This window comes from Streptomyces sp. So13.3 (assembly GCF_005860785.2).
Classification (GTDB): domain Bacteria; phylum Actinomycetota; class Actinomycetes; order Streptomycetales; family Streptomycetaceae; genus Actinacidiphila; species Actinacidiphila fildesensis.
Genome location: NZ_CP048835.1, coordinates 62009 through 88982, shown reverse-complemented (window position 1 = coordinate 88982; position 26974 = coordinate 62009). Strand labels below are relative to the sequence as shown.

The following is a 26974-nucleotide window of genomic DNA, read 5'->3' as shown; positions in this document are numbered from 1 at the left end:
GATAGGACACCGGCGGGTTGTGGGAGATCGCCGAGCCGCTGATCCCGCCGTTGAAGGTGTGGCCGCAGGGCGGCGGGACGCAGGACACGCCTGATGAGACGCTGTTCGCCGCAATCGTCCACGTGCTGGTCAGCGGATACGCCTGGCGGGCGTTGCCACCTTGTTTCGGGATGTCGAGGTCGACGGCTCACCGCCGATTCGTGATGCGGTCACGGGCCGCAGTGTGGAGCCGGCTCCACGAGAGGATCCTGCACCGCCCCAATGACGCTGGCCTGCTCGACCTCTCACGCGCGGTCTCCGACTCCGCTCAGCGAGCTGAAGACCCGGCGCGCGGACGCCCTCACTCTGCAAGGACGCGTCAGCCAGGCTCAACTGGTAGCGCCTCGAAGCTCAGGTACGTGTCGAGTGCCGCCAGTGGATTCCCGACGCCGCCAGTGGACTGCTGGAGCGAACCTCAGAATTTCGTCGACTGCGGCCCCAGGCAAACGGTTTTTGGGCGACGCACTCGATCGCCACCGAGGAGGAGGCGCGGGTGGCTGGTAGAACAGCCGTATTGTCCAACTTGAGACCGACGCCCCGCCTTCCGCGGGAGTTACGAAGAGTCCCGCGCCGCGGCGATCAAGCAGCGACTGGCGAAGGAGCGGGCACGGCAGAAGTCGCCGGGCGTACTGGAGCCGCATGCAGCGCTCAACGACATGGCCACCGGTGAGCCTGTTCTGTTCTGCGGAATATGGCTGACTATTCGTCTTCTCGGCATCCTCCTGGGTGCACTCGGCACCGGACGGGTGGCGCCGCACGACTGCACGCTGCTGCCGCGGGTGCTCTTCTGGACCGGCTGCGCGTCCTGTCTCTTGGCTCTGACCTTGCCGGTGCTGGCGGCGCAGCCGCACCTTGAGGCGCGTGGCGGCCGGGCTGTGGTCGCTTATGAGCGGATCTGGCAGCAAGCCCCCCGCTACTGCCCTGGTGCCGGCTGCCCGCTGGCCTGGATCCTGCACCAGGCCCGCTACCCCTCCACTACGGCACAGGCCTGATACCGCGGGTTGTTTTTTGGCAGCCCGAGGGTGGGCAGTAGCGCGCGGTGTGTTTCCCGCCGTGGGTGGCCGGCGGGAAACACACCGTGGTGAGGGGTGGTTAGAGGATGCCCCCCAGGAGCCCGCCGAGCAGGCCGCCACCGTAGTAGCCGTTGTTGTAGCCGCCCTGGTAGTTGTCGAAGCCGGTGTCGTACCCGCTGTGGTAGCCGTTGCTGCGGCCGCCGTAGTTGTGGCCGCCCTTGTCGTCGCTGTGCTCGTTGCCGTTCTCGTCGCACTGGTTGTCGTCGTCCCAGTGCCGGCCCTCGTGGCTCTGGCCGTGTCCGCCGTGGTGGTGTCCGTCGGACGCCAGGGCCACGGAGGCCGGCGCCGCCTGCGGGGTCGCGGCGTGGGCCGACCCGCTGAGGGAGACCAGGGCGGCAGCGGACAGGACGGCGGCAGCGGCGCTGCGAGCAAGTACTTTCTTCACGATCAAACTCCCAAAAGCGGGGTGAGTGGGTCATCTTGGACGCTAAAGGGGAGGGGGTGATCCGGCGCGGCGGAATGGGCCATCGGATGCAAGGGCAGGCCGCACAGGAGCCGTGGTCGCCGGATATCAGCAGGACGCGCCCGACTGTCTCCTAGCCGAAGCGTGTCGGGCGCGCCTGCGTGCGGCCGGCGACGGCCGCGTTCCCGGTGCCGTGGGCCGGAGCAGCCATGTCACGGGCACCGGGCGGGAGGAAGGTGGTCATGCGTGCGCGCGACCACCTTGCACTCATCGTGCACCGTGCTGCCCCGGTCGCCCGGCCGACACCCCGATGCATACAGTCGACCCGACCCCCGACGGACCCTCCGCAGGAGGTGCTGGCTCCTGGGCCCTCTGGTACCTGCGGGTTTCCCTTCACCAGCGTGTTCGGCTGTGGTGTTCAGCAGGGGACAGTGGTGTGTCCCGCGCCGCTGGTGCCGCCATTGGTCGGTGCCGCCGTCGGTGGACACGCGGTCCTGGCCGCCCAAGCCTCCGTCAATGCCGCTACCGGCATCACCTACGTCGCCGACACCGCCTTTACCGCGGGTGCTTCCCGTGGCCGCCGGTAGGCAGGGGTTGGCGGCCATGGGAGGGCGGGAGGCGGTGGTCGGCGGTGAGGTCGGCGTGGCAGGGGCTGGTGGCTCGCGCGTGGGAGGGCGCCCGTGCCGGGCGCGCGGGTGGGTCGTTGGGCTGGGTATGAGTGCGAGCGATGACAGAGTTGTGCCGGGCGACGTCTTCACCGTGGCGGCTGTGCCAGATGACACCTTCACAGGTATGCCGTACGACGCCTTCGTGATGTTCGCCGGGGTGCAGGGCTCGTACCTGTCTCAGCCGCATCCGCGCGGAGTGTGTGACGACGATCAGTGCCCGCGGTTTGGGGCCCCGCCGGGTGGTGCGCTGATGGACTTTTCGATGGTGGAGCGGCGGCGCGGTTGCCGGAACCTGACCGGCCCCGAGCGGGATCTCGCGCTGCGCTTGGCGGCGCGCGCGGACCGGTTGCGTACCGATGCCGGCCGGGAGGGCGGGGAAGACATGGGCGTCGCGGAGGCGTTCGCTCTGGCGGCGGTCTAGCTAGGCCTGTAACCATCCGTAGGCAGCCCCGCCGGCTGAGGATGTCCGCCAGGCGGCCGAGCAGTCTGCCCGGGTGCGGGAAGGGCGGCCCGATGCCTACGCTGGGCTGTCTTCCTCACCACCGGGGGCCAGGAGTCCGGCTACCCGTGAGGGGGCGGGCAGCCCGTGAGGGTGACGTCGTAGAGGCCGTGTGGTGCCCTTCCTGCCGTGTGGGGTCGTAGTGGTAGGCGTCGGTGGTGATGTTGTCCGTGCCGCGTACGTGTAGGCGGCACGGAGTGCGGCGGCGGCCTGGGGTACGGGGGCCACTTGAAGGGCTGGGTGTCGTCACAACCGCATGAACGAGCCGTATGGCAGGGCATGTCGCCGTATCTGTCCAGGTGAAGCTGGGCCCTGGATCGGATGAGGCTCCCGGCGGTGGCACCTTTGCCGTGGAGTCGATCCGGGTGGACCTGTGTAAGGTCCACCCGGCGACGAGTGTGTGGCGGGACGTTAGATGTAATAGCCCGTCCAGTTCTGCTCGCGGGGCAGATCCGGGGCGCAGGACCACAGGGTGAGCACCGTTCCCTCGGCCATGTTTCCGCCGTAGTTGGTGATGCACTTGCCGCCGAAGAGGGTGAAGGTGTGTCTCGTGGTGGAGGAGAACTCCTGCGGGGATCCGTAGGAGTAGTCGCACGTCCACAGGGTCAGGACGGCGCCGTTGGTGCCGCTTCCATTGCCCGAGGGGGTCAGGCACTTGCCGCTGACCTTGTGCACCAGGTGGTTGCGGTCCCAGCCCCACTGCTGCAGGTTGCTGCCGGTACAGTCCCAGGTGGTGATCTTGGTGCCGTTGGATGTCCCGTTGCCCTGCGGGGTCATGCAGTCGGTGATGACTGACCAGTCGTTGGAAACGACGCCCCAGCTGTTCACGGAGGCGCTGGCCGGAGCGGCGGAAAGGGCGGAAAGACCGCATAGGGCGAGGACTATGGTCAAAAGCGAAGCCATCTTGCGCATGCTGTTCCTTGCTCATGAGAAACCGGCACAGCGCAGGCAGCGGATGTGACGCGCGGCCAGCGGCACCGGTACGGGAATGGTCTGCTCTGCTGCGTGTCTTGGCTGCACGGGACTCGTGCCACCTACATGCGAGGTGAGATGCGACAAACTACCTGTCGCTCTGCAGACATTACAAGATCTTTAGAAGAGCTGTTGGGGCGGGTGGTGGCCAGTTTCTCTGGGGTCAGCTCTGGGTAGGGCTGGACAGGCGCAGCAACTGCAGCAGTGGCAGGCCGAAGAGGAGGAAGGGAGCGCACCGGTTGTTCCGCAGTGCGCGACACCGGGCTGCGAGCAGCTGGTTGATGCGCCGGTGGACTGGTACACCGACATCACCGTCCCACCCCAGGACGGCACCTACTGCGGGCCCTGCCGCCACGGCCAAGCCTTCCCGAACCGCGGGCTGCGTGGGGCGCTGCGCCGGATGCGGAAGGCGTCGAGTGATGTGTAGCTGTCACGGCGGGTGTCACGGCCGGTGGCCCGCTAACCGCTGACACGTCTCTGACCTTGGCGGATACCCCTCAACTCCCCCTTTGCAGCGGGGGCGGGGGTGACAGCGTGACACTGATCGAGGGTCGGGCGGGGTTCGGCGGCCGGTTGTCGATCTTGCTCGCGCAACGGATCGTTTCGTTTGTGAGAAATTCGGGTTGCGAATCCCGCTTGGCTGAGTGTTAAGTTCATCTGCTTTGCTCCGAGCGGAAGGAAAGCAAATGGACGTCCCCTCCTTGCACAACCAGTTTCTCAGCGACGCGCTTCCTCGGATCCGGCAGGATGCGCGCGTGGCTGGCGTGGCGATCACCGGGTCCATCGTGGGAGGCCGCTCCGATATCTACTCGGACGTGGACCTGATCCTGGTCATCGATGAAGAGGCGTACGACGTGGTCATGCGGGAGCGGTTCGCGCTGATCGGCTCTTGGGCCTCCTTGGTGGCCGGATTTACCGGGGAGCATGTCGGCGAGCCGCGCGTGATCATCACGCTCGTCGGGCCGCCTATCCTGCACGTCGACTTCAAGTTCGTCCGGGCCTGCGACTTCGCCGAGCGGACCGAGGACCCGGAGATCCTGTGGGACCGGGACGGCCTGCTGGCCGGCGCTCTTGCCCAGCAGCCGCCAGTCACTCCGGCGTTCGACCTCCAATGGATCGAGGACCGGTTCTGGATCTGGGTGCACTACGGTGCGACGAAGCTCGGCCGCGGGGAGCTGTTCGAGACCATCAGCTTCCTCACCTACCTGCGCGAGACCGTACTCGGCCCCCTGGCCGCCCGCCGGGTGGGCGCGATCCCCCGCGGTGTACGCCATTTGGAGTCCAGCGCGCCCGAAGAGGCGCGCAACCTTCAGGCAACGCTGTGCGGCTACGACCGCCACGAAGCCGGACGGGCGCTCCTCGCCACCGTCGATCTTTACCGCCGATGGTCCGACGCCGGTGAAGCGATCGTTGAACGGCGCCACCACGCCGAGAAGCTCGCCATGCAGTACCTCCACGACGTCATCGATCAAGGCTGCTGACTGAAGCGGGCTGAAGTACCTCACCACCTTGTCGGCCCAGATTGACGCGGGCAGTGACGGTGATGGTGCCTGCCTCGCTCATGCCGCACATCATCCTGTCCCGGCCGTCCCGGCTGCTCTATCCGCTGCGGTTCACGAACGGCTAGGGAGCGCAGATCGAGAGTCGGGGTGGTCGCGGACTGTTACTGGGGCTGCGCCCTTTTGAGAAGGGCAACCGCAGTCGGAGCCGGAATGGTCTGCGCGGCGGGTGGGCGGGCAGTCCGTGAGGGTGACGTCGTAGAGGCCGTGTGGTGCCGTTCCTACGGTGTGGGGTCGTAGTGGTAGGCGTCGGTGGTGATGTTGTCGGTGCCGCGTACGTGTAGGCGGTCGCGGAGTGCGGCGGCGGCCTGGGGCGGGACGGTCAGGAGGTTGAAGTCGTGGGCGGCGCGGGCGAGTACGTCGTCGACCGTGACGCGGGTGGGTTGGCCGGGTGTGGTTCGGCGGCGGGCGATGGTGATCGACCAGTCGGCGGCGTTCGCCAGTTGTCGGCGGAGGTGCTCGGCGGCGGTGGTGGGCGTGCTTTTGGAGCGGCGGAAGAGGCTCATCGCTAGTCCACTTCGGTGGGGCGGATGGTTGCGGGTGTGGTGGTGCGCGGGTGCTTTTCGTGGCGCACGCCTCGTACTCCCGCGCGGTGACGGCGGCGCCGGGCGTTGCCGTCACCGCATCTCCTGTGCGAGTGCGTCCAGGCGATGGGGCAGCCCCCGCACCGGTGTATCAGCACCAGTCCGGGGCCTGAGAGCACCGCTCCACCTGACTACCTCAGGGAGTAGTGATCCTGTGATGGATCGTATCGGCACACCGGTAGGCATGATCACAGCGGCTCATGGGCCGCGAACCTTTCCGCGCCTCGCCGCCGGCCCGTCGGCCGGGAACCGCGGGCGCCCTCACACCTACCAAGGGCGTGACCGGCCACCTGCCTGGCGCCACTTCGCCGGCACAGGTCTGACCGGCGCTGCAACGATGGCGTGCTGCACTGCTGCACGCCAGATGTTCCCGGCGGGTGTCACCTGTGCTGCCCGCTCTTCTCACTTGGCCAGGGCTGCGTCTTCGGCGGGGTAGAGGAAGGGTTTAGTCGGCAGCATGTCCCTGGTCGCGCCAGTCCCGCAATTTCCCGATCGCCTCGGCGGTGGTGTGCCAGCAGGTGGCCAACACCTGGTTCACCAGTCCGGCTTGCTCTCGGTTGGCTGTCAGCCCTCTGGGCCTGGACGGCATGCCGTTCGGCCTGGCGCTGGCCGTGGTGCGTCTGGTCGGTATGCGTACTGGTAGAGCGTGACGTGGTGTGCCGCCTCGCGGCCCCGGTTGTACGGCTCGAGGAGGTGGTCGGGCATGGGGGTGGTGTGGGTGAGGCAGAATTCGATGACGCCCAGGGCGAATGCGTGCTTGTGTGAGCAGGGTGCCGACTCGTCGTCCCAGTCGTCCCAGTCGGCCCACGGCCACAGCCCGCCGATGCGGTAGCGGCCGTGCGGGTCGGGCCTAATGTGTGCGCTGGCGACGCCGTCCGCAGCGGTCGTCCAGCTGAACCGGAGGACCGGACCTTCCCAAGCGGCACGAAATAGGCTGATGTCTCGGTTGACGTCATCCACCAGCTGATCGACGATCGCGCGATCGAAGGCGATGGAATCGTAGGGGCTGGTCTCTCCGGAGACGGCACCCGGGTAGGGGCCGTGCTGCGTCCCCGCGATGGTGAACAAACCGACGGATTCGTGGGCGTCTGTCACGTCACTCCTCGGGCACTGATGGACGCTTCTGGTGACGTCATGCCCATTTGACCGCTGTTCGAGCACGCGAACAACGTTGAGTACGCATGAGTCTACTCCGTGACGCTCCCCTAGGGCGGGTCCTTGAAGGTCGGTGATTCCCGCTGAACGTCTGTGCAGGGCACAGGGCGACCGGTTTGTTGCCCCACATGTGTCGACATGAACGCCTGCGGAACGCGTCGTAGCCCCTGCCGCTCATGGCTTCTGCGTCGGCCCGTTTCCAGCAGATGAACGCAATCGTCATGGGCGGGCGCGGCTGCGCTGCAGCCGGAGGTCCGTGACCGGCCGCCCTGGGCGGTCCCCGTGAGCACCGCTGCTTCCCTCGGGTCGGGAGCCGTCACGACCAGCAGGTCGATTTTCATCCGTGCATTCTTCACGGGCCTTTCATTACATTGACGACTGTTCCGCCCCTGGACCCCGTGACACCGTCAAGGCCTCAACCGCCGGGCGAGGGAGCGCGATGAACGAGGGGTACGCGGTTTTCTGCGACGCAGACCGTCAGTTCTACGACGCTCCCTACCGGCTGTCCGCCGACGGCCGGGGCCGAGGCGCGATGTACCCGCCGCTGGGACGCGAGTTGCCCGACGGCTGGCAGCAGCACCGCTCGGGGGACTGGCTGGCGTTCCGGCCCGTCGAGACGAATTTGCCCTTCCAGGGGTGGAAGATCCACGTATCGGCTTGTCTGGACAACGCCGAGTCCATTCTTTCCCGTGTCTGGGACTACTGCGTCCCCCGCTCCATCGCGTTCAAGTGCATGCCGAGCAGGTACCTCCTGCACACCCGGAACGCCAAGTACGGTGACCGGAGCGGCAGCGGGAAGTTCATCACGATTTACCCCACGGACGACGAGCAGTTCCGCACCGCCGCGGAGGATCTCAACACGCTGCTGGGCGCTGAGCCGGGTCCGTACATCCTCACCGACCTGCGCGTCGGGGCCGGCCCGGTGTACGTGCGCTACGGCAGCTTCACCGAACGTAACTGCTACGACGACCAGGGCCGGTCGTGTCCCGCCATTGAGGACGACCAGGGCCGCTTGGTTCCCGATCGTAGGGATCCCACCTTTCACGTACCGCAGTGGGTCACTCTCCCGAAGTTCCTGCGGCCCCATTTGGAGGCCCGCGCCGCGGCTACCGTGACCGACCTGCCCTACCGGTTCGAGCGTGCCCTGCACTTCTCCAACGGCGGCGGGGTGTACGTCGGGACGGACTTGCGCACCGACGCACGGGTCGTCCTTAAGGAGGCCCGCCCGCACGCCGGGCTGGCCGCCGACGAGGCGGACGCCGTCACCCGGTTGGAGCGCGAGCGCGACGCGCTGCTGCGGCTGACCGGGCTGGGGTGTACACCGGAGGTCCATGACTGGTTCACTGTCGGGGATCACCAATTCCTGGCCCTGGAGTTCATCGAGGGACGCCCGCTCAACAGTTTCTTCGCCCACCGACACCCGCTGATCGAGCCGGATCCCAGCCCGGAGAGCCTGGCCGAGTACACCGCGTGGGCTCGGCGGGTCTACGGGCTGGTGGAGCAGGCGGTGGCAGCCATCCACTCGCGTGGTGTGGTCTTCAACGACCTGCACCTGTTCAACATCATGATGTCCGAGGACGAGTCGTCCGTGGTGCTGCTCGACTTCGAAGCCGCCTCCGTCGACGACGTCAACAGTCGCCAGGTGGTGGCCAACCCCGGATTCGTGGCCCCTGCTGACCGGCGCGGTTTTACGGTCGACACCTACGCACTGGCCTGCTTACGCCTCGCACTGTTCCTGCCGCTCACCAGCCTGTTCGCGGTCGACCGCGCCAAAGCACGCCACTTGGCGGAGATCGCCGCCGAGCAGTTTCCCGTACCGCGCGCATTCCTCGACGAAGCGGTCGAGGAGATCGTGCGTGGCCACAGCGCCCCGCATCCGCGCAGCGGAGGGGCGGCGAGCGCTGAGGCCAGCTATCTCCCGGTCGCCCTGGGTGACTGGCCTGCGTCCCGAGACTCCATGGCGGCGGCCATCGCCGCCTCAGCGACCCCGGACCGCGAGGACCGGATCTTCCCCGGCGACATCGCGCAGTTCTCCGTTCCCGGTGGCGGCGCCTGCTTCGCCTACGGGGCGGCCGGTGTCCTGCACGCCCTCGCCGAGACAGGCGCCGCACCCTCACCCGTCGCCGAGGAATGGCTGCTGCGCACCACCAAGTCACCAGCCTCCGGCACGCCGCTGGGCTTCTACAACGGCCTGGCGGGCGTCGCCTGGGTCCTGGAACGCCTGGGACACCGCGAACGCGCCCTCGATCTCGCCGACCTGATCACTTCGCAGAACTGGGACGGCATCAGCCCCGATCTGCACGGCGGCCTGGCGGGTATCGGGCTGGCCCTGGACTCATTGGCCGCCAGCACGGGGGAGGGCGCTCTGCGCGACCACGCCCTGCGCTGCGCCCAGTTGGCAGCGGACACCACGCCCCAGGCCGCCGGCGGGCGCCCCACGGTACGCGCCGGGCTCCTACACGGCGCCACCGGCACAGCGCTGATGTACCTGCGCTTGTACGAGCGGTCCGGTGACGGCGGTCTACTCGACCTGGCCGCCGAGGCGCTCCGCCATGACCTGGCGCGCTGCGTGCGTGCGGTGGGCGGCACCCTCCAGGTCGATGAGGGACGGCGCACCATGCCATACCTCGGCGCGGGCAGCGTGGGCATCGGGATGGTCCTGGACGACTACCTCCCGCACCGCTACGACACGCGGTTCGACCAGGCGCGCGGCGAGATCGTGCAGGCCGCGCAGGCCAAGTTCTACGCCCAGCCCGGACTGTTCCGCGGAGCGGCCGGCATGGTCCTGCACCTGGCGCGCACCACCACCGGCGGACCCGGCACCCACAGTGCGGACCTCCGCCGCCAGATCGACTCCCTGGCCTGGGGCGCCGTCCCTTACCAAGGACATCTGGCCTTCGCCGGCGAGCAGATGATGCGCCTCTCCATGGACTTGAGCACCGGCACCGCCGGCTGTCTCCTCGCACTAGGCAGCGCCCTGCACGACACTCCCGTGCACCTGCCCTTCCTCCCGCCACCACGGCGGCCCCAGAGCCGGCCCTCCCTTCAGAGGACCGAAGCACAACCCCGTCCCCACCAAGCGAAAGGAACATCATCATGACACTCCTTGACCTGCAGACCCTGGAAACCCCGGCCGCCGAGGACATGGGCGAGCTCGCCACCGGCGGCAGCCGCGCGAGCCTGCTGCTCTGCGGCAACAGCAGCCTGAGCGTCACCACCTGCAACTGACCTCACAGGTCACCAGCCGCGATGTGACGCGGCAGCGGCGTCCCGGGCGGAGCATCGCCCGGGACGCCACACCGACGTAGCGACCCAGCGACGAAGGGGACCACCACGCCATGGCATCCCCACGGACCACCCCCGTACCAGCCTCGGCAACCACTGCGCCGGCGGGCACGGCCGGTCCCGGACCCGCCCTGACCGGGGCACTGCGCCACAGTGCCCGGCACGCGGTGACCGTGCTGGCCTGCAGTACCGCTTCGGCCGCCGCCGCGGTGGCGCTGCCCGCGGTCCTGGGCCGCACCCTCGACCTGATCCTGGCGCACGCAGCGGGCGCCGGCCGGTCGATCGCGCTGTGCCTGGCGCTGATCGCCGCCGAAGTGCTCCTCGACAGCGTCGTCGCCCTGTCCGGCGGTGTCATGACGGCCCGCAGCACCGCGTGGCTACGCCGCCGCGGTACCGACCGACTGCTCTCCCTCGCCCCGCACCAGGCCGCCGAACGGTTCCCCCCGGGAGACCTGGTGGCCCGCTTGACCGGCAACGCCGCCGAGGCGGGTGCCGCACCGGTGACCGCCGCCACTGGACTTGCCGCACTCCTCACGCCGATCGGCGGACTGCTCGCGCTGGCCCTCACCGACTGGCCGCTCGCTGTCGTCTACGCAGCCGGACTGCCGGTTTTTGCTCTGCTGCTGCGCGCCTTCACCCGGACCTCCTCCGACAGCGTCACCCGCTACCAGGCGGTACAGGCGGAGCTCGCCAACCGACTCGTCGAAACTCTGGCGGGTGCCCGCACAGTCGCCGCCGCCGGCACCGAGCGGCGCGAGCGCGCCCGCATCCTGGCGCCCCTGAGCGAACTGAACACACAAGGCAGACGCATGTGGCAGGTCTACGGACGCGCAGTCGCCTCCAGCAGCATCCTCGTCCCCCTGCTGATCACCGCGGTCCTCGCCCTCGGCGGACTGCGACTGGCAGCGGGACACCTCTCCGTCGGCCAACTACTGGCCGCCACCCGCTACGCCGCACTCGCCGCCGGCCTGGGCGGCGTCCTCGGGCAGCTGAACACCCTCATCCGCAGCCGCGCAGCGGCCGCCCGCACGCTCGCGATCCTCGAGGTGCCAGCGATGCGGGGCGGCCACCGGGCACTGCCCGCCGACGGACCCGGAACCCTGGAACTGCGCGCAGTCACCGTCCACCGGGCCGGTGTCCCGGTCCTGCGCTCAGTCGATCTGACAGTGCCCGGCGGCACGACCATGGCAGTCGTGGGCCGCTCGGGAGCCGGCAAGTCCACGCTGGCCGCGATCGCCGGACGGCTGGCCGATCCGGACAACGGCCAGGTCCTGCTGGACGGAGTGCCGCTGGAGGAGACCGATCCCGCCCAGCTGCGCCGCGAGATCGGGTACGCCTTCGAACGGCCGACGCTGTTCGGCGACACCATCGGCGCCGCCCTCGCGTTCGGCCCCTACACGCCCACCGGACGGCAGATCGAGGCGGCCGCCCGCGCCGCTGACGCCGACCAGTTCATCGGGCGGCTGCCGGGCCGGTACGCCTGCCGGATCCAGGACGCGCCGCTGTCGGGCGGCGAACTGCAACGCCTCGGCCTGGCAAGGGCGTTCGCGCACGCGGGCCGGCTGCTGATCCTCGACGATGCGACATCCAGCCTGGACAGTGTCACGGAGTTGCACGTCGGCCGGGCGCTGGCACACGAGGTGATGCCCGGCACCCGCCTGCTGATCGCCCACCGTGTCTCGTCCGCCGCGCGGGCAGACCAGGTCGCGTGGATCGAGAGCGGCCGGGTCCGCGCCGTCGGCACCCATCAGCAGCTGTGGCGGGAACCCGGCTACCGGGCCGTGTTTGCGGATCCTGAGCACGACGACGAGCCCGGCCCATGACCGGCTCGCGCACGTCCGTACGCTCGCGAGCCTGGTCCTTCCTGCGGGCTCGCGCCCGGGTCCTGCTGTTGTTGGCCGGCTGGTCGCTCCTGGAGTCGGCGCAGACCTTCCTTAGCGGCTACGGTGTCGCCAGAGCCCTGGACAACGGTTTCCTCGCCGGCCGTACCGATACCGGACTGTGGTGGCTCGCCGCCGCCGCAGGCGCCATCGTCGTCAGCGGTCTAGCCACCCGGCAGGTTTTCCGGGGCCTCGCCGACCTCGTCGAACCGCTCCGCGACGGCCTCGTACGCTCCGTCGTCACCCGGGCGGTGACCCGGTCGCTCGACGACAGCGGTCGCGCCGCGGACAGCGCCGCCGTCTCCCAGCTGACCAATCAGACGGAGATGGCCCGCGACAGTTTCGCCGGACTGGTCCTCGTCGCACGGTCGTTCGTCTTCACCGCCGTCGGCGCGCTGGTCGGGCTCGCCTCACTGGACACGCAACTGCTGCTGATCGTGCTCCCGCCCCTGGTCGCAGGGCTCGCGCTGTTCCTCGCGACGCTCGCACCCATGGCCGCCCGCCAAGAGGCGTTCCTGCGGGCCGACGAGGCGCTGTCCGCGCGATTCGGGACCATCGCCAGCGGGGTACGTGACGTGGTGGCCTGCGGCTCCCAGGGCGCCGTCGCCGGTGACACCCACCGCATGATCGACGCCGAGGCCGACGCGGCGCGCTCCCTGGCCCGCTGGGCCGCCGTACGAACCCTGGCTCTAGGCATCGCCGGACAGTTGCCGATCGGCCTGCTGCTGCTCTGCGCCCCTTGGCTGCTGGACCGCGGCCTGAGCACCGGCTCTCTGTTGGGCGCCCTCACCTACCTGACGCAGGCGCTCCTGCCCGCCCTCCACACACTGATGAACGCCCTCGGCGCGGCCGGCACCAGGCTCCTGGTCGTCCTGCGCCGGCTCACCGACGACACCCCACCGGGCCACGCCTCCATCGTCGGCCGATCGGTGGCACCTGCTGCTGGTGGGCAAGAGCGGCCCGTCGGGAAGGTCGAGGTCACCGGGCTGACCTTCGCCTACGGCCCCGAGGCGGCCCCGGTGCTGTGCGACCTCCATCTGACGATTGAAGCGGGCGAACACTGGGCGGTCGTGGGCCCTAGCGGCATCGGCAAGTCCACCCTGACCGCACTGATCGCCGGAGTCCTGACACCAGACCGCGGCCGGATCACGGTGGGCGGCTGCGAAGCCAGCCTGGCCACCGGGGAAGATCCATCGCTGCGGCGCGTCCTGATCCCACAGCAGGCCTACGTCTTCACCGGCACGCTGCGCGAGAACCTGCTCTACCTATGTGCCCGCGGCGCACCCGCCGAAGCCGTCCGGGCCTCCGTGCAAGCCGTCGGACTCGGCCCCCTGGCACGACGGATCGGCGGCCTTGACGCACCGCTCGACCCGGCGTCCCTGTCGCAAGGCGAGCGGCAACTGATCGCCCTGGGCCGTGCCCACCTGTCGCCCGCGCCGCTCGTCCTGCTCGACGAAGCCACCTGCCACCTGGACCCGGCCGCAGAAGCGCAGGTCGAAGGAGCCTTCGCCCAGCGGTTCGGCACGCTGATCGTGGTCGCCCACCGCATCAGCTCGGCCCGGCGAGCGGACCGGATCCTCCTACTCGACGGAATCCACGCCACCCAGGGCAGCCACCAAGAGCTGCTCGCGGCGTCGGCGCTCTACCAGGACCTCGTCGGACGCTGGCACGCCAGCCACCTGTGAGCACCATCGAGCCGACCGGTCACACCCAGCCGGCCTCCTGCGAGATCCGGATGGCGTCCACCCGGTTTCGGCCGCCGGTCTTACGGATGATGGCGCTCATGTAGTTCCCCACCGTTCCTTCCCGCAGGCGCAGGCTCTCGGCGATCTCCGGAACCGAGGCGCCGCCGGCGGCGAGGGCCAGGACCCGTAACTCCCGTGGCGACAGCGGTATCGCGGCTGCCTGCAGCACATCGAAGGCCAGCGACCTATCCACATATCTCTCACCCGCCGCCACTTGCCGTATGGCGCTCAGGAGGGTCGACGGGGGAGCGTCCTTGTCCACGAACCCCAGCGCCCTGGCCTCCGTCGCCCAACGCATCACCCCCGGCCGGAACTGGCGGGTCAGCACCACCAGCGCACAGTCCCGCTGGGCGGGCCGGGTCGGTAACCGGCTGGAACCAGGACAGTCCCCGTCGACCACACAGACCTGCGGACGCAACGCTTTGGCCCGCGCCGTCGCGTTCTTCCAGCAGGAGGTGACCGCCTGCATGTCGCGCTCATCGTCCAGCAGCGCGGCCAGCGCCGAGCGCATCAGCTGTGAGTCGTGCACCCAAAGAACCCGGATCACGTTCGCCTCATTTCGTCCCTGACTCCCGGCGCCGACCCTTCCAGCCTCCGGAACCGCTCGCCGCCTCGTACGACCCCTTGTACCCCGGCAGCCGATGACGATGGACCCCACTACCGGCCAAACGATGCACCAGCGCACACATGGGGCGCCCTGCTGGGGAACGTGTCAAGCGCGCCTGTGATCCATGTTCCGCGGCTCTGCAGAGCCAAATCGACTGGCTGGCCGACGGCGAGATGTCGTAAACGGACCACGCAGTGGGCGCTTTCGTCTGAAGATCGTCCTTATGACTTCGCATGTGGCCACCCAGGCGTCCCGTTTCGAGACCTGCACCAGTAGCCGTATCCGGCACCGCTTTTGGTGTTCGCCGGCCGCGCAGCCTGCGTACGTGCGTCCCTTGCTGTTGGTGATCACGGCCATCGCTACCGCGGTGTACGGGTGGAACATCGACCGTGGTCAGTTTCATCCGTTCTACGCCGACACCGTGCTCAGCATGAGCAGAAACGGGGAAGGCGTTCTTCTTCGGTTTCTTCGAGCCCGGCAACTCCATCACTTTGGACAAACTGCCCGGGTTCTTGTGGCCGCAGGCGGTCTCCGCGCGGCTGTTCGGTTTTCATCCCTGGGCGCTGGCGTTGTCCCAGGTGATCGAGGGCGCGCTGAGTGTGTTGGTGCTGTTCAGGCTGGTGCGCAGGCAGGCCGGAGCTCATGCGGCGTTGGTGGCCGCGGCGGCGTTCGCGAGCACTCCGGCGGCGACCGGACTGTTCCGCTCGACTGTCGAGGACGCACCGTTCACGCTGTTCCTGCTGCTTGCCGCCGATGCGGCGTTCCGGGCATCCAGCACGGCGCGTCAGCGCCCGCTCATCTGGAGCGCCGTCTGGGTGGGGCTCGCTTTCCAGGCGAAGATGCTGGAAGCGTGGGCCCTCGGGCCCGTCCTGGCCGCCCTCTTCTTGGTCGTGGCTCCCATGACGCTGCGCCGCAGAAACCGCTTCCCTCAGCTGGGGCTGTCCCCGGCCGACACCGGCAGCGTCAACTCCGTACCCAGCGGCCCTGTGGCAAAGCGGTCGGTAGGAGGCGGAGCCGGGACGGCCGCCGCCACGGGCGACGAGGGTGGCTGGACCAAGATGGTTCGCGCGCCCCTGGCCTCGCAGACCGGCTGGCTGTATCCGGCAGCGGCCCTGACGCTGGGCTGCGGCCTGGTGTGGCTGCGGCGCCGGCCGCGCAGCGACCCCGAGCGGGCCGCCCTGCTCCTCTGGGGTGGCTGGCTGACGACGTTCCTCGCCGTCTTCAGCGCGGGGACGGTCGCGGGGCACACGTACTACATGGGTGTCGTGGCGGCCCCGCTCGCGGCCTTGACGGGGATCGGCACGGCTCAGTGCTGGCGCGCCCACCTTGCGGGCGGCTCCCGCGCGTGGATGCTGCCCACGATGATCGGCGGCACCGCGGTGTGGAGTGCCGTGGTGGCTGGTGTCTGGCCGCGCTTCTGGCCGGGCCTGGGGTCCGCTGTCCTGGTGCTCTGCTCGGCAGGGCTGATACTGCTGGCCTGGAGCCGCCCGAGCGGTGCGGGACCGGGGCACCGAGGCGGGCATCGGGTGGCGCTGGCGGGGCTCCTGCTGGGCGGCGGGTAACGATGGCATGGCACCGCTCGTTGAGACGCCATGCTCGAATTGCCCTTCTCTGACGACGCCGAGGCCGACGCCGCTCCCAAACCTGACCGTGGCTCCTACGGCCAGTTGAATGCCTGTGTTGGGGGAGGGGGCACTGACGGGGGTGCACCGGCTAGGACGATTATTCTGGTACCACGCCGATGAGCAGTGTGGACGGCCACGTCATCCTCGGTAGGGGATTCGTCGGGTCATCTGTCCGCGGCAGAGTGATGGTTTCGATCGTCGCCGTCACCGCGTGCGCTGTCCTGGTGTTCACTGTGCCGTTGGCCATCGCGGTCGACCGGATCTACCGTGACGGGGCGGTGGCATGCCTGGAACGCGACGCCATCTGGGCGGCGGCGAGCTTGTCAGGCGGTACCGGTGGAGCCCCCGATCGTCTGGTCACGCTCCATCCTCCCTCGCACGGTGTTCACGTAGGGGTATACAGCCCGCTGGGTCGGCGCGTCCACGGCAGCGGTCCTGCCCTGTCCCCAGGGGCGGCCTCATCGCGTGACGGGTCACTGCATCGGGGGGTCGAAGGCGGAAATCTCGCGGTGTTCGCTCCGGTCGTCCAGGGTGGCACGGTGCGCGAGGTGGTGCGGGCATGGATGCCCTGGGATCCAGTAGCCGACAGCACCATGCTCGCTTGGCTGTTGCTGGCGGCTGTCGGTGCGGTAGTCGTCGCGTTGGCCGCGTTACTCGCCTGGCGCGTCGCGGGTCGGGTTGCCACCCCACTGGAGCGACTGACGGCCAGTGCCCAAGCTCTGGGATCAGGGGACTTCAGTATCCGTCCGGAGTGCACCGGCATACGCGAGGCGGATGCCGCATGGCAAGCACTGGCTACTACGGCGGGGCGGTTGGGAGCTCTCTTGGAGCGTGAGCGCCGGTTCAGCACGGCGGTCTCCCATCAGTTGCGTACGCCGTTGACGGCGCTCGTTTTGGGTTTGGACACAGCGCAGTCACTCGACGACCAGGGCCGGGGGCGGGCGCTGGTCACCGCGTTGCGCAGAGCCGAACATCTTGGTGACACGATCGAGGACCTGCTGCGGCTGGCGCGCGAGACCCACCACCAGGCCGACATCGTCGAGGTCGAAGGTCTGCTCAACGACATTGCCAGGCGCCACCGTGACGCAATTGGAGAGGCTGGACGCCGCCTGACCGTGCGGTGCGAAGCCGGACTGCCGCCGGTCAGCGCCTCGGCAGCGGCTGTGGCACAGATCATGGGCACGTTGATGGACAACGCTCTGGTCCACGGAAGGGGTGAAGTCAGACTGAGTGCGACGGACGTGGGCGCAGGCGTGGCTTTGGAGGTGGGGGACGACGGACCGGGTCCCGCCGGTGACGGTGACGCAGTCTTCGGCACGGTACGGCGCGACGGTCAGCGCCACGGAATCGGGATGCCGCTCGCCCGCTCTCTCGCCGAAGCCGAAGGCGGCAGACTGCTACTGCGCAGGCCCGGACCCCGGCCGGTGTTCAGCCTTCTTCTTCCGGCGTGCGAACCGTTACCGGCGACGGACGCGGGGAGTTGCGAGTCACTGCCTGGGCGATCGACGGTCAACTGACTGGTGACTTGTCTGTCTCGTACCGGTACCCCTTGCCCCGCACCGTCGTGATGCACTCTCCACCACGCTCGTCGGCGTCGGCAAGTTTGCGTCGCAGGGCCGAGACGTGCACATCCAGGGTCTTGGTGGGGCCGAACCAGTGTTCGTCCCAGACCTCAGCCATCAGATGTTCACGACTCACGACCGCTCCGGCCGACGCCGCCAGGGTAGCGAGCAGGTCGAATTCCTTCGGGCGCAGGTGGACCTCCCTGTCGCCGATATGCACCCTGCGGGTCTGGGTGTCGATACGGGTGCCGCCGATCCGCATGACCGGCGGTCCGGCCGCAGTAGCCCGGCGGCGTAGATGCGCGCGCAGCCGCGCGAGCAGTTCGGTCAGACGGAACGGCTTGGTGAGATAGTCGTCCGCGCCGGCGTCGAGAGCGACCACTACTTCGAACTCCAGGGTGCGTGCAGTGAGGACGACGATGACCGTTTCTACCGGGAGGAAGGCGCGCAGTCTGCGGCACACCTCCACCCCATTGACGTCCGGCAGTCCGAGGTCCAGCAGAACCAAGTCGGGCGGCCGACGCCTGGCCTGCTCGGCAGCCTGCCCTCCAGTAGCGGCATGAACTACCTGATACCCGTGGCCGACCAGGGCACGATCGAGCTCGGACGCGATCTCAGCGTCGTCTTCGACGATTAGCAACTCCGCGAGCGCCCTACGCACGATTTCGCCCTCCTCCACTCGTCCTGACCAGCGATGATACGCAGAGTACGCCTATCCGACGGACCTTTCGCCCGGAAAAGAAAGCACAGGCGGGAGCGTCGGAAAAATAGGTGTCCAGCTCAACGGTATTGATTTGGTGGCGTGTTGTCGAAAAGGATGCGACCCGGCTGTGAGGCCACGGGGCGGTTGCAGTGCGCCAGGAGCGCGACTCGGCGAAGGACAGCAGAGAGCTGGAGAGATCGGGCCAACTATCCACGCGCTCAATGCCGGACGCCCTTCCTGTCCGGGTCAGTAAACGTCTCAGATGCTGCTGGGACGCCCTGGATAGCTACGGACCAGCCCGTTAGTAGGGTGCCCTTCAGGGCCGGAACGAGCAAGGTTGGTCCCTCGACCGCGCGAGTTAAGGCGATAAACGTATCGCGGCGGGTAAGACGCTTTTAACCCTCTCCGGCGATTCCTCTGATGTCCGTTTGCATACGGTGGCCCAGGTCAACGCGAAGATCGATGAAAGGGACCACCTCAGCATGTTCGACCCCGAAGCGTCAGGAAGCGGCCCGCTCGACGGCTGCCTGGTGATCGAACTGTCCCACGCTCTGGCCGGCCCGCACGCTGCGATGATGCTCGGTGATCTCGGCGCACGGGTAATCAAGATCGAGACACCCGGTCACGGAGATGAGGCCCGCAGTTGGGGTCCGCCCTTCGTCGGTCCGGATCAGACACCAGAGTCGACGTACTTTCTTTCCTGCAACCGCAACAAGGAATCCGTCACCGCTGACCTCAAAACGGAGCAGGGCAGGGAACTGCTCACGCGGCTGCTGCGCCAGGCGGACGTACTCGTTGAGAACTTCCGTCCCGGCGTTCTGGAGCGCCTCGGGTTCCCGTTGCAGCAGGTGCGGGAGACATACCCCACGCTGGTCGTACTCTCCGTGAGTGGATTCGGCCATGACGGCCCGCACGCCGGCCGTGCGGGCTACGACCAGATCGCCCAAGGCGAAGCCGGTCTCATGAGCCTGACCGGCGAGCCCGGAGCCCCCGCCAAGGTGGGCACCCCAGTCGCTGACCTGCTAGCCGGAATCTTCGGCGTGACCGCGGTGCTCGCCGCCCTCCTGGAACGCCACACCACCCAACGCGGCCAGGTAGTGCGCACCTCACTGCTCTCCGCAGTGGTGGGCCTCCACAGCTTCCAAGGAACAAGCTGGACCATCGCGGGAAAGGAACCATCAGCCACCGGCAATCAGCACCCCGCGATTGCTCCGTACGGCCTGTTCCACTGCGCGGACGGGGACCTTCAACTCGCAGCGGGAAGCGACCGGTTGTGGCGCAATATGGCAGCCGTCACGGGCCTGGACCCAGCTGATCCCCGCTACACCACCAACGCCGACCGGGTACGGCACCGTACCGACTTGGCCACAGCCCTTAATGCCGTGTTTGCGCACGACACTGTCGACGCCTGGATCGAGCGTCTCGACGCAGTTGGCGTGCCTGTCGGCCGCGTGCGCACCCTGGCCGAGGTCTATGCCTGGGAGCAGACCCGCCAGCAGGGGCTACTGATCGATGTCGACCATTCCACTCTCGGCACGATCACCTTGCCTGGACCCCCGTGGCGCTTCGAGACAGGCGGCCGCAGTCGCCACACTGCGCCGCCGACCCTAGGGCAGCACACGACCTCCGTGTCTGCCTGGCTCGATCGGAGTGATCCACCGGCTCCGCCCCGAGCACCAGGCTAGCCAAGACCCTCAGCCGAAAGACGCACCACGCACCAGCACAGGACAGCGACGACACCGCAACAGAATGGACGACACCATGCCGGGCAGCGCACCGCCGACGGCCGCCGCGTCCCGCAGCGTATGGACGACCTTGCTGCGAATCGACCCATACATTGCGGCCCTGATCGCCACCGTCGGGTGCGCCGCACTGTTCCCGGCGACCGGCGCCGCCGTTGCACCTGCCGGCGCCGCCGCCAACGCCGCGATCACCGCGCTCTTCTTCCTCTACGGCGCACGGCTTTCCTCGCAGGAAGCAGCAGCCGGCGTGCGCCACTGGCGACTCCACCTCACCATCATCGCCAGTACCTTCATCGTGTTCCCGCTCCTCGGCGTCGGCGCCCGCTTCCTGGTGCCCTACGTGATCGCACCACAGCTGTATCCGGGTCTGCTCTACGTGTGCCTCCTGCCATCCACCGTCCAGTCCTCCATTGCCTTCACCTCCATCGCCCGCGGTAACGTCGCCGCCGCCATCTGCGCGGGCACCTACTCCAGCCTCCTCGGCATGATCGCCACCCCCCTGCTCGCCACCACTTTGCTGGGCTCAGCCGCAACCTTCGCCCCCGACCGGCTCATCGCTGTCGCCACCCAACTGCTGCTCCCGTTCCTCGCCGGGCACCTTCTGCGCCCATGGATCGGCACCTTCATCAATCGCCAGCACACGGCACTGCGCCTGGTCGACCGCGGCTCCGTGCTCCTGGTCGTCTACACGGCTTTCAGCCAGGGCACCGCGCAGGGCGTTTGGCACCAGACGGCACCGCTGCGACTGCTTACGCTGTTGGCGGTGGAAGTGGTCTTGCTTGCCCTGGTTCTGACCGTCACCGGGATCGGGGCTACGGCGTTGGGGTTCGGGCGTGCGGATCGGATCGCAATCGTCTTCGCCGGGTCGAAGAAGAGTCTGGTCAACGGCCTTCCCATGGCTTCCATTCTCTTTGGCGCGCAGGCTGCCGTGGCCGTCCTTCCGCTCATGATGTTCCATCAGATGCAGCTGATGGTGTGCGCGGTCATTGCTAGACGCTGGTCACGGCACCCGATCGAGGCCTCGCAGCAGGAACGGAACGCTCCGTCCGTCTCAGCGAAATAGACGGATCACCTCTACTCGGAGTTGAGAGCGAAGTCCCGTGAGCCCCCTGAAGTTCTCGGACAGGCCCCTGGGGTCAGCGGAAGATTCCGGTGTGGCCGAGGGAGTAGCGGCCGGGTTGTGGGTATACGCACAGTCCGTGGGGGCCGTGGCCGACGGGGATGCGGGCGATGAGGTGTCCGTCGGAGGTGTCGATTGCGTAGACCTCGGAGTTGTAGCGGCCGGAGAGCCAGAGGACTTTTCCGTCCGCGGACACTCCGCCCATGTCGGGGCTGCCGCCGTGCGGGATGCGCCACAGGGCGGCCAATCGGCCGGTGGCGAAGTCCAGAACAGACACGGAGCCTTCGCCCCGGTTCGACACGTACAGGCGGCGCGAATCGCGGCTGACGTACAGGCCGTGGGCACCCTTCCCGGTGCGCAGCAGGGTGGGCGGCCCGAAGGCGTCGCCGTTGAGGACCCACAGGCCGTTCGCCATCATGTCGGCGATGTACCAGGTGCGGCCGTCGGGGGAGATCTTGACGTCCTGGGGCATGGCACCGTGCAGCGGGAGTTTCTGCCGGGCGAGCACCTTCATGCTGGTCGTGTCGACCTTGAGCAGATCGCCGGAGAACTCGCAGGAGACGATGAAGTACCGCCCGTCGGGCGAGAAGTCGGCATGATTGACGCCCCCGCATCCGGCGTCCACGGTCTTGACGAGGGCCATGGTGTGGGCGTCGCGGAAGACGAGTTGTCGGTCTGCGGATGCCATCACGACCGCGTACCGGCCGTTGGGTGTGAAGTACAGGTTGTAGGGGTCGTGGACGGCGACCGCGCGTCCTGTGGTCCCGGTGGCGGGGTCGATGGGCGTCAGACTGTTCCCGAGGTCGTTGTTGACCCAGAGGGTTTTCAAGTCCCAGGACGGGACGACATGCTGGGGTTGATGGCCGGTCCTGAGGGTCGCGGTGACCCGGTAGGTCGCGGGGTCGATGACCGTGACGGTGTCCGAGAGGGTGTTGGGGACGTAGATCCGCGCGGGGAAGGCTTTGACCGCCTCCGACAGCGCGTTCGGTCGGTCAGCCGAGTACAGGTCGTGGGGGTCCAATGGCGGTGGCATACCAGGAAGCAGACCGGTCGTACCTCCCGTGGTCGTCCCCGTGCCCTGGGTGCGGGGGGCACCACTCGCGTCGCTGGGACGCGGCACGCCGGGCACGGGCGGGTGGCCGGCGGGGGTGCTGGAGCAGCCGGCGGCCGCGAGCGTCGCACCGAGGACCAGTAGCAGGAGCGTGCGGGTAACGGCGGGGGCGCGGCGGCGGGTCTGTCGTGGCATCAACTCAGCATCTCCGTCGCGGTGACCGCGCGCAGACCACGCGCGTGCAGCCCAGTGAGGATGCCGGGGAGCGCGCCCAGGGTTCCCGGGTGACCGAGGTGCAGGCTGACGATCGAACCGGCGCGTACGGCTGTCAGTACCGTGTGCTGGACGGCGGCGGCCCCTGGGTCTGTGTAGTCCAGGGAGTCCACGTCATAGGACAGACAATGCTGATATCCGGCCTTGCGGGCCTGCTGGAGCACCAGGGGTGTGGCCTGGGCGGCTCGAGAGGGACGGAACCAACTGCCGATCGAACCGGTGAGCTGGTGCAGGCGCTGCGCGCACATGGTGATCTCGTCGTACGCGGCCTTAGCGCCCATCGCGGAGATGTCCAGGTGATGCTGGGTGTGGTTGCCCAGGTCATGTCCCTTGTCCAGGATGCGGCGGGCCATCGCCGGATGCGTGTCGAGCCAGGTGCCGACCGCCAACACCGTCAAGTGGGCTCCCGCGCGCTCCACCAGGGACAGCACGGCGTCGGCCAGCCCCGGATCGCCCTGGCCATGGAAGGTCAGGGCCACCATGGGACGAGCGCGGGGGCCGCTCAGGATCTGCTCGGGAAGGGACGCTGCCGGAGTTTCGGAGGGAGTAGGTACCGGTCTGCTCGATGCCGGGAGGGTCGGGCTTACCGGAGACGGGCGTGGCGCCGAGCCGCCATCACCACAGGCGTTGAGTACCAGTCCGGCCGTGGCGGCGGCCGCCGCCCGGGAGAGATTCCGCAGCACACTGCGGCGTTCGACACTCATTCATGCCACCTTCGACGTCAGGCGTGCAGGACCGGGCTGGAGGCCAGAGATAGGCCAGGCGCTTACGGAGCGCGTGCGCACGTGACCATGTGCCAGGCCGAGGGTCGGCCCCGCGCCGGACAGCTGTCAGCGTGCCCAACCCTACCGAGGACCATTCGGTTGACACCCGAGCCGACACGCGCCGCGTATTTTCGGCCAGATGGCCGAACGCATCCACGCGGCAGCTGGTCATAGGACGGAAACGGCAAGCACGCTCCAGCGGTCGGCACCGTCACGGGGCCCTGCATGGTCACTGGGGCTTGGCCAGGTGAGTGCTGAGCCAGCCGAAGGAGGGCGGCAGGAGCCGGATCCAGGTTGTGAAATTGTGGCCTCCGGTTTCCACAGTCGCTTGAGTGACGATCATGGGACGGCGTGCCGAGGCTGCGAAGCGCTGGGAGTCGGCGTAGGTATGGCCGTCCTGCTTGCTGTCGGCGAGCAGCAGGGCGACAGCGGGCGCAGGAAGGTGGGCGAGCCGCCAGTTGAGGTCGGCCCGGTCACGGCGTGCCTTGCTGCCACCGAAGAGGTCGCCGGTGGTGATGTCCTCCGCGGCCTTGAAGTATCCGGACAAGGAAACCGCGGCGGAAAACACCTTGGGGTGCTCCATAGCGAGCTTCGCCGCACAGTAACCGCCCGTGGAGTCGCCCATGAGGGCCAGACTGCCCGGACCGCTCAGTACCCGGTAGGAGGCTCGAATGCTCTGGGGAATCTCAGTGGTGAAGTACGTCTGCGACTGCGGGCCACCGGGGATGTCCTCGCACTCACTGTCCCGGGGCATCGACGGGGATGGCCGCATCAAAACCTGGATGAGAGGCTCCATGGCCTTGTCTTTGAGCATTTGCAGCTCGGTGGAGGGATACCGCAGTTTCGTGACGAGATTCCTCGCGTCACCGGGGAAACCTGTCAGGGCGAGCAGGGCCGGGAACCGCTTGCTCTTGAACGCGCGCTGGAAGTACTGGGGCGGCAGATAGATGTAGCCGTCGGTGGACAGTCTCGTGCCCGTGCCGGAGATGCGCACCCGGTCGAGCCTGCCCACCTGCGCCGGGTTGCTGTGGAGAGCGCCGTGGCCGGGAATGTTGTCGCTGCCGAGCACCTGGACATGGCCACGGTGCGCGCCAGGGTCGACGGCGCCCTGGATGACGCCGGTGTCCTGGTTGCGACCCAGGAGGTCGGACCAACTGCTGTAGAAGGCGAAATAGTCGTTGGCCAGCAGCCCGAGCGTGGAGAGGAGGAATGCCTGGGTGAGCAAGAGGGCGCTGAGACGGAGGAACATAGCCGGCCAGCTTCGTACCGCGAGCCAGGGCCAGATCCACAGCGTACCAACGACCGTCAGCACTGTGATCACTGCCGACAGGACCAGCAGTTTGTGACTGGTCAATCCCATGGTGTCGCCGCCGTCCGGTCAGGAGATTTCCCCATTGTCTACTTTGTCCCCTTGGTGGGACAGTCGCCCGGCGCCTGCCGTTGACATTCCATCCCATGTGACAAAACGCCGCTGGTGCACGGCCTTGGCCGGGTCTGCGACCCCGACGTCCGCAGCGTCTCCCTAACCTCCCGCCCGGCTGGAGCCCCAGGCGCCTCATTGAGTGACGGATGGCCGGGGAAAGTGCTAAAACCTGGCTCAATCCGTGAAATACCCCTGTTCCCTCTGCGGGAGGGTTGTTCGCCGCGGATCGAGGAGCCGGAGCTGCGGGTGGCGGGGGCGGGGCGAGGCCGGCGTAGGCGGCGAGGTGGCCGGCGGTCGGGAAGGTGCTGCCGTTGCCGACCTCGATCAGGATGCGGGCTCCGGTCCTGACGCCGACTCCTGGCATCGAGATCAGGACCATCGAAAGGGGGTGGGTCTTGAGGAGTTCCTTGATCCGCCCGGCCAGCAGTTTCCGCTGGTCAAGGACGGCGGCCAGGGATCCGGCCAGGTTCGGGACGAGCAGCGCGGCCGCCTCGGTGCCGGGCACCATCACCGTCTGCTCGTCCAGTGCGGTGAAGATCTCCTCGACCAGGCGCTCGGCCATTCTCGGGGCCTTCGACCGTAACAGGGTGACCAGTCGGCGCCTGCCGGCCTTGCGGATCTGGGCCGGTGGCCCGAACCGTTCCAGCAGCGTGAGGACTGTCGGGCGCTGCAACCGCGGCCCCAGAACTCGCTCCAGCGAGGGATGGATCTGGTCAGCAGGCCGTGCAGCTGGTTCGCGACCCGGGTCGCTTCGCCGGCCAGGTCGTCGTCGAACCCGACGATCATTCCCAGCTCGGCGATCGTTGCGTCCTCGCCGTCGATCGCCCGCAGAGTGTGGGTGAGGGCGTGGGATGGGTCCGCGATGATGAACGTGTCCTTCGTCGGTCTTGGCCTAGCCCGGGTAGAGGTCGGCGATCCGCCGCATCGTCAGCCCCGGCAGATAGGCGACCGGGCAGCCCATGTCCCGCGCGGCCGCCAGCGGCAGGGCCCCGATCGAGGCCGGCTCATCGACCACGACGAGCACGGTCCCGTGCTTGGCCTGGAGTTTCGCGAACAGCTCGCGGAGCTTGGGTTCGGTGTTGGGCAGGTGCTTGTCGAAGGCTTTCTTCCCACCTGGTGTCGCGGCGGTGGCGTGGTGTTGCCCTTGCCGACGTCCAGGCCGAGGAAGACGTCGATGTCGCTGGTGTCGATCACGTGCAGGCCCCTCCATCACGCTTTCGTCCGGCCTTGCCAGGGCACCGAGCTGCCACACCCACGTTATGAGAGCTCTTCCGGCTCGGGTGCAGCCGGTACTCAAGCCCCTCATCAGCGGTCCGTCGATGCCTCCGGGTCCGACGACACTGAGCGTTTTCAGATTGGCCACCGATGGGGTGACGGCCAGATTGGCCGCAACGCACGAGGCACCCGTGCCGTTGAGGGAGGTGTTCGACGTCTCAACTCATCAGCGCAGGTGCCTCGTTGGTTCCCTATCCTGCCGCACTCGACCTGCCTCATGCGCTGGTCGAGTGGGTCACCATGCTCATCGTCACCCGCGAGGGTGACCGCCGCTGCAAGCTTCCGCCGCACCGACGCGCGCTCGTCGCTCTGGTGTACCTGCGCAAGCACGACACCCTGGCCCAGATAGCGGCCGGCTTTGGCATCTCGGTCGGCACCGCCCACGCCTACACCACCGCGGTGATCGACCTGCTGGCCGCCCGGGCACCCGGCCTGCTGAAAGTTCTGCGCGACCACGAGCCCGAGTACGTCCTGCTCGACGGGACGCTCGCCGAGTGCGACCGGGTGGGCGACGGCCGGACCGACTACTCGCACAAGCACCGTCGCCACGGTGTGAACGTGCAGGTCGTGACCGACACGGCCGGGCAGGTGCTGTGGATCTCTCCGGCCCTGCCGGGCCGGTGCCACGACCTGACCGCAGCCCGCACTCACCGGATCATCCGGATCTGCGAACGCCAGGGCGTCCCCATCCTGGCCGACCGCGCCTATACGGGCGCCGGACCTTGGGTCACCACCGGGCGAAGACGCCCGCCCGGCGGCCAGCTGACCCCAACAGAACGGACGGTCAACCGGGCACTGGCCACGTCCCGGGCTCCCGTCGAACGCGGGATGGCACTACTCAAATCCTGGCGGATCTTCCGAAGATCGCGATGCAGCCCAAATCGAATGACGTCAATCGCCAAGGCAGTCCTCACCCTGGAGAGACAACGCTGAAAATGCTCACTGACACTGACGCTCCCGACTGGGT

22 protein-coding genes and 2 pseudogenes are annotated in these 26974 nt (G+C 68.2%); 14 read left to right on the top strand and 10 right to left on the bottom strand.

What is annotated here, in order from left to right; translation table 11 throughout:
• Positions 1-17 precede the first annotated feature (17 nt).
• Together C8250_RS00440 and C8250_RS00435 are read left to right on the top strand one after the other, a co-directional pair.
• Positions 18-308, top strand: a pseudogene (locus C8250_RS00440) (transposase); the annotation flags it as partial.
• A 387-nt stretch (positions 309-695) separates the two neighbouring features.
• The gene (locus tag C8250_RS00435; protein ID WP_138358094.1) at positions 696-1031 is read left to right on the top strand and encodes a hypothetical protein; all 336 of its coding nucleotides are present in this window, start codon (positions 696-698) and stop codon (positions 1029-1031) included.
• Positions 1032-1131: 100 nt separating this feature from the next.
• On the opposite strand, the gene C8250_RS00430 is transcribed toward C8250_RS00435, so the two are convergent.
• A complete protein-coding gene (locus C8250_RS00430; RefSeq protein ID WP_138358096.1) occupies positions 1132-1497 on the bottom strand; it encodes a hypothetical protein in 366 nt (121 codons plus the stop codon).
• Between the two features lie 810 nt (positions 1498-2307).
• Here C8250_RS00430 and C8250_RS00425 point away from each other — a divergent pair.
• The gene (locus C8250_RS00425) at positions 2308-2604 is read left to right on the top strand and encodes a hypothetical protein (protein WP_138358098.1); all 297 of its coding nucleotides are present in this window, start codon (positions 2308-2310) and stop codon (positions 2602-2604) included.
• 489 nt (positions 2605-3093) lie between these two features.
• On the opposite strand, the gene C8250_RS00420 is transcribed toward C8250_RS00425, so the two are convergent.
• On the bottom strand, positions 3094-3585 hold the full coding sequence (locus C8250_RS00420) for a ricin-type beta-trefoil lectin domain protein (protein ID WP_187144661.1): 492 nt from the start codon (positions 3583-3585) through the stop codon (positions 3094-3096).
• Positions 3586-3943: 358 nt separating this feature from the next.
• Between C8250_RS00420 and C8250_RS00415 the strand changes: the two genes are divergently transcribed.
• Both C8250_RS00415 and C8250_RS00410 read left to right on the top strand, forming a co-directional pair.
• Complete coding sequence (locus C8250_RS00415; protein WP_187144660.1) at positions 3944-4081, top strand: hypothetical protein; 138 nt, start codon at positions 3944-3946, stop codon at positions 4079-4081.
• 259 nt (positions 4082-4340) lie between these two features.
• Entirely contained in the window at positions 4341-5135 is a 795-nt protein-coding gene (locus C8250_RS00410) for a nucleotidyltransferase domain-containing protein (RefSeq protein WP_138358102.1), read from the top strand.
• A 299-nt stretch (positions 5136-5434) separates the two neighbouring features.
• Here the strand turns inward: C8250_RS00410 and C8250_RS00405 are convergent, their stop codons facing one another.
• Positions 5435-5719 (bottom strand): hypothetical protein, encoded by a 285-nt coding sequence (locus C8250_RS00405; protein WP_138358104.1) that lies wholly within the window; start codon positions 5717-5719, stop codon positions 5435-5437.
• Between the two features lie 642 nt (positions 5720-6361).
• A complete protein-coding gene (locus tag C8250_RS00400) occupies positions 6362-6892 on the bottom strand; it encodes a hypothetical protein (protein WP_138358106.1) in 531 nt (176 codons plus the stop codon).
• A gap of 499 nt (positions 6893-7391) precedes the next feature.
• Here C8250_RS00400 and lanKC point away from each other — a divergent pair, with 499 nt between their 5' ends.
• The 4 genes from lanKC (at position 7392) to C8250_RS00380 (ending at position 13802) form a co-directional block, all read left to right on the top strand.
• Positions 7392-10052 (top strand): class III lanthionine synthetase LanKC, encoded by a 2661-nt coding sequence (lanKC, locus tag C8250_RS00395; protein WP_138358108.1) that lies wholly within the window; start codon positions 7392-7394, stop codon positions 10050-10052.
• Positions 10049-10180 (top strand): SapB/AmfS family lanthipeptide, encoded by a 132-nt coding sequence (locus tag C8250_RS00390; RefSeq protein WP_138358110.1) that lies wholly within the window; start codon positions 10049-10051, stop codon positions 10178-10180. Before lanKC ends, C8250_RS00390 begins: the two co-directional genes overlap by 4 nt.
• Before the next feature lie 110 nt (positions 10181-10290).
• Entirely contained in the window at positions 10291-12060 is a 1770-nt protein-coding gene (locus tag C8250_RS00385) for an ABC transporter ATP-binding protein (protein ID WP_138358112.1), read from the top strand.
• Positions 12057-13802 carry an ABC transporter ATP-binding protein gene (locus C8250_RS00380; RefSeq protein ID WP_138358114.1) on the top strand — a complete coding sequence of 582 codons (1746 nt, stop codon included), beginning with the start codon at positions 12057-12059 and terminating at the stop codon, positions 13800-13802. Before C8250_RS00385 ends, C8250_RS00380 begins: the two co-directional genes overlap by 4 nt.
• Positions 13803-13821: 19 nt before the next feature.
• Here C8250_RS00380 and C8250_RS00375 read toward each other — a convergent pair whose 3' ends face one another.
• A complete protein-coding gene (locus C8250_RS00375; protein ID WP_244808914.1) occupies positions 13822-14409 on the bottom strand; it encodes a response regulator transcription factor in 588 nt (195 codons plus the stop codon).
• A gap of 551 nt (positions 14410-14960) precedes the next feature.
• Here C8250_RS00375 and C8250_RS00370 point away from each other — a divergent pair.
• Positions 14961-16031 carry a glycosyltransferase family 39 protein gene (locus tag C8250_RS00370; protein ID WP_187144659.1) on the top strand — a complete coding sequence of 357 codons (1071 nt, stop codon included), beginning with the start codon at positions 14961-14963 and terminating at the stop codon, positions 16029-16031.
• Positions 16032-16210: 179 nt separating this feature from the next.
• Positions 16211-17611, top strand: a complete 1401-nt coding sequence (locus C8250_RS00365; protein WP_138358118.1) for a HAMP domain-containing sensor histidine kinase — start codon at positions 16211-16213, stop codon at positions 17609-17611.
• On the opposite strand, the gene C8250_RS00360 is transcribed toward C8250_RS00365, so the two are convergent.
• Positions 17604-18317, bottom strand: a complete 714-nt coding sequence (locus C8250_RS00360; protein ID WP_138358120.1) for a response regulator transcription factor — start codon at positions 18315-18317, stop codon at positions 17604-17606. The genes C8250_RS00365 and C8250_RS00360 overlap by 8 nt on opposite strands.
• A gap of 479 nt (positions 18318-18796) precedes the next feature.
• Between C8250_RS00360 and C8250_RS00355 the strand changes: the two genes are divergently transcribed.
• Entirely contained in the window at positions 18797-20044 is a 1248-nt protein-coding gene (locus C8250_RS00355; protein ID WP_244808913.1) for a CoA transferase, read from the top strand.
• A gap of 76 nt (positions 20045-20120) precedes the next feature.
• Positions 20121-21164 carry a bile acid:sodium symporter family protein gene (locus C8250_RS00350; RefSeq protein ID WP_138358134.1) on the top strand — a complete coding sequence of 348 codons (1044 nt, stop codon included), beginning with the start codon at positions 20121-20123 and terminating at the stop codon, positions 21162-21164.
• Positions 21165-21237: 73 nt separating this feature from the next.
• On the opposite strand, the gene C8250_RS00345 is transcribed toward C8250_RS00350, so the two are convergent.
• From C8250_RS00345 to C8250_RS00330, 4 genes and pseudogenes are all read right to left on the bottom strand, one after another.
• Positions 21238-22254: a beta-propeller fold lactonase family protein gene (locus C8250_RS00345; RefSeq protein WP_244809768.1), complete on the bottom strand. Its 1017-nt coding sequence runs from the start codon at positions 22252-22254 to the stop codon at positions 21238-21240.
• Positions 22255-22466: 212 nt separating this feature from the next.
• On the bottom strand, positions 22467-23249 hold the full coding sequence (locus tag C8250_RS00340; protein ID WP_138358124.1) for a polysaccharide deacetylase family protein: 783 nt from the start codon (positions 23247-23249) through the stop codon (positions 22467-22469).
• A 289-nt stretch (positions 23250-23538) separates the two neighbouring features.
• Complete coding sequence (locus C8250_RS00335; RefSeq protein WP_244808912.1) at positions 23539-24558, bottom strand: alpha/beta hydrolase-fold protein; 1020 nt, start codon at positions 24556-24558, stop codon at positions 23539-23541.
• 353 nt (positions 24559-24911) lie between these two features.
• A pseudogene (locus C8250_RS00330) lies at positions 24912-25926 on the bottom strand (IS110 family transposase); the annotation flags it as partial.
• A 264-nt stretch (positions 25927-26190) separates the two neighbouring features.
• Between C8250_RS00330 and C8250_RS00325 the strand changes: the two are divergent.
• Positions 26191-26940, top strand: a complete 750-nt coding sequence (locus tag C8250_RS00325) for a transposase family protein (RefSeq protein ID WP_138358128.1) — start codon at positions 26191-26193, stop codon at positions 26938-26940.
• The last annotated feature ends 34 nt before the right edge of the window (positions 26941-26974 follow it).